Origin of the sequence: Citrobacter sp. wls619 (genome assembly GCF_005281345.1) — a bacterium.
Classification (GTDB): domain Bacteria; phylum Pseudomonadota; class Gammaproteobacteria; order Enterobacterales; family Enterobacteriaceae; genus Citrobacter.
Genome location: NZ_SZXJ01000009.1, coordinates 1 through 556 on the forward strand (window position 1 = coordinate 1; position 556 = coordinate 556).

At 52.5% G+C, this 556-nt stretch carries 1 pseudogene; it reads right to left on the reverse strand.

Annotation, left to right across the window (positions count from 1 at the left end):
* Positions 1–209, reverse strand: a pseudogene (locus FDX19_RS25035) (ash family protein); the annotation flags it as partial.
* Positions 210–556: the final 347 nt, after the last annotated feature.

Genomic DNA, 556 nt, shown 5'->3' on the forward strand with positions numbered 1-556 from the left:
GGGTGTGTTTCGGTGGGGATCGTAGCCATAATGGCAGCCTCTTTGTGTGGTTTTGCAAACCTCACCAGACCGCTGTCAAACGGGGTGGTGAGACGTAACAGGGTTGACAGACCGGCCACAAAGAAACCGGCGAGCGCAAAGGCTCCCCCGCTACGCCCCACCATAATATGGACGTAACTCGGTTCATTACGGACACAAAAAAACCGCATTACAAAATGAGCGGCTGTCCGCTTTGTGGTTCAGGCTGTCAAACCCGGCACCTGAACTTGCAGGTGCGAGTAAAAGATACCGCGATTAACCGTCAACATCAAGAGACACTCTGGAAGGCCGATCGCAGAAAATAAAAAACCCTGCTGGTGAGGCAGGGTTCTTTATTTTTCGCTCTCAAGCTACGGATGGTGGCCTGAGCGGCGTTGCGTGATAATACAATCCTAGCAGGGTAAGTTTAACCCGCTTTGTTTCCCGTTGCAAACAAACGCTCCCGGTCTTTATAATGCCAGACGCTGGGGTTATCACGCTTCAGGCCAGACCGATTTCAAGCCCTGACTGCCGGACG